Annotated in this window: 5 protein-coding genes; 1 reads left to right on the top strand and 4 read right to left on the bottom strand. The window is 48.6% G+C overall.

Going from position 1 to position 4,001, the window contains the following annotated elements; translation table 11 throughout:
- Window positions 1-32: 32 nt before the first annotated feature.
- From Q7U71_08675 to larA, 4 genes are all read right to left on the bottom strand, one after another.
- Complete coding sequence (locus Q7U71_08675; GenBank protein MDO9391832.1) at window positions 33-689, bottom strand: hypothetical protein; 657 nt, start codon at window positions 687-689, stop codon at window positions 33-35.
- A 10-nt stretch (window positions 690-699) separates the two neighbouring features.
- On the bottom strand, window positions 700-855 hold the full coding sequence (locus Q7U71_08670) for a hypothetical protein (GenBank protein ID MDO9391831.1): 156 nt from the start codon (window positions 853-855) through the stop codon (window positions 700-702).
- 240 nt (window positions 856-1,095) lie between these two features.
- On the bottom strand, window positions 1,096-1,578 hold the full coding sequence (locus tag Q7U71_08665; GenBank protein MDO9391830.1) for an NYN domain-containing protein: 483 nt from the start codon (window positions 1,576-1,578) through the stop codon (window positions 1,096-1,098).
- Between the two features lie 112 nt (window positions 1,579-1,690).
- On the bottom strand, window positions 1,691-2,941 hold the full coding sequence (gene larA, locus Q7U71_08660; GenBank protein MDO9391829.1) for a nickel-dependent lactate racemase: 1,251 nt from the start codon (window positions 2,939-2,941) through the stop codon (window positions 1,691-1,693).
- Window positions 2,942-3,366: 425 nt separating this feature from the next.
- Between larA and Q7U71_08655 the strand changes: the two genes are divergently transcribed.
- Window positions 3,367-4,001 (top strand): Glu/Leu/Phe/Val dehydrogenase (locus tag Q7U71_08655; protein ID MDO9391828.1); only part of this gene is annotated, 635 nt, incomplete at its 3' end.

Here is a 4,001-nt window from a genome sequence, read left to right as displayed (position 1 = left end):
GTGGGTAAGAACGGCGTACTTATCTATCTTATTTATTTCACACTACCAGCAATAATTGACACCCCTCCTATAACTATAGTAATAATACCACGTGTAGTCAGCCCACTCGCTGCGGAATTTAATTCATCTTTCAAATCTCCTTCCGGTAATATGTTGGCTGCGTCTCTTGCATCACTTGCACCAGATAAGTAATCATAAGTAAGCATTAAGGATAGCGCACTGACAAGGAAGTATGGCAATCTATCTTTTTTTGTAGAAGAAGCAATTGAGGGTATTGTATTTATTGGGGTGGGTTGTGAAGATGCCGCAAAAGAAATATTTACTTCTTCGGCCCCACGATAACATTTCAATAATGCGAGTAGTTTTAAATCTTCAGCAGTAATTCTATCGGATGGTTTGGACAATGTTTCTTTAAGTTTTGCAGTAAATGCTGTGTCTTTTTGATTCAACCAATACTTGGTAAAAGGCAAATACGTTGTGCTATCATCAACAACAATTTTATCAATTCTTTCAGATGGTACCTCCCAAAAAGAAGATAAGGGCGAACCCTTCATTACGAAATTAATTTTACCCACATCCCATTTAGTAACAGTACCTTCGTATGCCTTTCTATTTGATAGAAATAATATATCTGCTTGAAGAACTAAAGGGAAAAGGAAAATGACCATGAATAAGAAATGTTTTTTCATTTTAAACTCCTTATATGAATAATTGGTTTGTTAGCATTATCGCATTGCCCTTGGGCACCACATAACAACTAAAACTTTTTCCGTGCCTTTCCCTTAAATCCTCCACCGCGGTGTTCAGGTCCGGCAGGCTCTTGAACTGCATCTTCTCCACCAGGGCCGGGTCCACTCCCTGTCCTTCCAACCCAGAATTATAAAACCTTTATCACAAAACTGAAGGTAGATGCATTTCCGGTAGATTATAAACTTCCCTGGTGTTTGCAGGAGTGTTTTGGTTTTAGCATGGCAGTGTCTTCGCTAAAATAATTTAAAAGACACTTGACAAAACAGACGGTTGGTATTATAATACATATAGATCACGATGGGGGACTACACCTAAGGTTCGTCCGAAGGTTAATGTCTCCCTTTTTTATTTTCCATATTCAAGCTTGTTCCTCAACGGGTTTAAAAAGGCTATTTCAGGTATAAACTTCCTCAATAAAGACGAATATCGTTTCTGATCCGGCACAATGAGCTTTTCCAGCTTGTTGTGCTTTTTTAAATGGTCTATCAGACAGTAAAAATCACCATCTCCGGTGACTATAACGGCCTTGTCATAATTGGGATATTCTATCATGGTATGTAATACCAGCTCGGCATCAACGTTGCCTTTTACTTTTCCGTTGGGTAAATATAACGTTGGTTTAAATACAAGAATGTATCCATAATCCTGTAGTGCCACATACAAGTCTTGATTGGTGCTGACATAACCTATGAATAGAAAAGCCTTGGTTACGGAATACTTGTCCTTTAGGTAAACCCGAAACCTTTTAAAATCAAGTTTCCAACCTTGATCAATAACAGCCAAATTTAAATTCTGACTGTCAATAAATGCAAAATTATTTTGTTGCATATTATTTCCCCAAGTTGTTTCTAAAAAATTATCTTTGGAAATCTACAAAATTAGTTATCCATCACAATTGGCTGTGGAATAATGCATAGCTATTATAACTCTGGTCACAAGTTCACCCCAGCATTATCGCATTGCCCTTGGGCACCACATAACAACTAAAACCCTTTCCGTGCCTTTCCCTTAAATACTCCACCGCGGCGGTCAGGTCGGGCAGGCTCTTGAACTGCATCTTCTCCACCAGGGCCGGATCCATCCCGCTTACCAAACACACTCGGCATTTCTTCATCACCAAGGCCGTGGCGTAGGCCCGGTGGGCCTCGGCCGTGATCTGGTCCTGGGGGGTCTGCAGTATCTCGGCGGCGGAGTAGTCGCGCATCCAGCGCCCAAAATCCAGCTGGCCCGCCCCTTCGGGGCAGCGGCCCACCAGCATGATCGTCCCGCCGGGTTTAACCGCCGGGGCCACGTTGTTAAGTATCCTCTGCATCTGGTAAAGGTCAATGTCCAGGGGGTGGCCGCCGGCCGAGGCGATCACGCAATCCACCGGCTCTTTCATCGGCGCCGACCAGACCTGGCGGCAAAGCTCAGTTCCTTCCAGCCAGGCTTTCTGCCAGTGTCCGGCGAAAACTCCGGCGATCTGCTCATCCGGGGTGGGCACCACGTTCAAAAGAAAATCTATCCGGCCCAAAGCGGCCGCCTGTTCCATCTCGGCATGAATGGGGTTGCCTTCCAGCTTCCCCGGGGCGTTCTGTCCCAGGGCTATCAGCGCATGGTTTTGGGCTATGGTCTGCCTTGAAGCGCAGCCGGGCATCACGGCCTTGCGGCCGCCGGAGAACCCGGCCAGGTAGTGGGGTGTGATCTTGCCGGTGGCGATGGTGAAATCCGAGGTCAAAAGCATCTCGTTCAGCTCCACCTCCCGGCCGTTGACATTGCCAACCGAGATGCAGCCCTGGTCGCAGTCGTGGGCGTAAAGGTTCAGCTGGTCGAACATCCTGGAGCCGTAAAGCTCCTCCCGCTCCTCGCAGACCGGCGCCCGGTGGCTGCCGGTGGCGATCAGGGCGTGGATATGACTGCACTCTATCCCGGCCAGGTTCATCTGGTCGCAAAGGGCGTTCAGTATCCGGGGATAATGGGGAATGACCCGGGTGTGGTCCGACAGTATCAGCAGAATGCTTTTGGGGCGCCGGGCCAGCAGAAGTTCCTTAAGCGGCGGGCTTTTAATGGGATGTTCCAGGGCCTGGGTCACCGCCAAAGGGATATCGGCCAGCCCCGGGACCGGGGGCAGGCTTAAAATGCCTGACAGATTGGCCTCCGGAAGGGAAAGGGTGGTCTTCCCCAGGCCGTAACCAAGGGTAATATCTGGCATGGTTTCCTCTAAGCAAACGTTGGCCCATTAACGGATTATAATCATTAACTATACGCTTAAAAAACATTGCAGTCAAGAAGAAAATATAATAAAAACTACCCTTTGACTTTGGAGTTGATTTGTGATAAAATTCACATTCTTCTTCTGCCACAAAGGCACAAAGACACTAAACCCGATCACCAAATATACTTTTCAAAATCATTTTTACCTTAGTGACTTGGTGTCTTAGTGGCGATTTAGGTTCCCCGTTTTCTTTGTATCCAAATTATTCTGCCACAAAGGCACAAAGACACAAATACTATTAACGATTTTCAAATTAAAATTAACGAAATTAGTGCCTTAGTGTCTTGGTGGCTATTTGGTGCCCCGTTCCTTTTGTAACCAATAACCCATAATATAAATCCAAAATTCAAGGAGAAACTGCCATGGCGGACAAATCCTTCAATGCCTTCAAGATGGCCCAGGAGCAATTCGACAAGGTTGCCGAAAAGCTGGGCCTGGACCAGGCCACCCGTGACCTGCTCCGCAACCCGATGCGCGAGATCCATTTCTCCATCCCGGTGCGGATGGACGACGGCTCGGTCAAGGTCTTTCAGGGATACCGGGTACAGCACAACGACTCCCGCGGACCCTGCAAGGGCGGCATCCGCTTCCACCCCCAGGAAACAGTGGACACCGTAAAGGCCCTGGCCACCTGGATGACCTGGAAGTGCTCGGTGGTTGACATTCCGCTGGGCGGCGGCAAGGGCGGAGTGATCTGCGACCCGCATCACCTGTCAGAGCGCGAACAGGAAGGCATCTGCCGCGGATGGATCCGCCAAATAGCCTTCAACGTGGGCCCGGTACAGGACGTTCCGGCCCCCGACGTGATGACCAACGGCCAGCACATGGTATGGATGATGGACGAGTACGAGAGGATCCACAACGGCAAGTTCCCGGGCATGATCACCGGCAAGCCGCTGGGCGTGGGCGGATCTTTGGGCCGGACCGAGGCCACCGGCTACGGCGCGGTCTACTGCATGCGAGAGGCCCTGCGCGAGATGGGCATCGACATCAAGAA

It is taken from the genome of bacterium, assembly GCA_030655055.1.
In the GTDB taxonomy this organism is placed as follows: Bacteria; Edwardsbacteria; AC1; order AC1; family EtOH8; genus UBA5202.
Note: the sequence above shows the minus strand (reverse complement) of the source record. Positions and strands in the feature narration are given on the sequence as shown.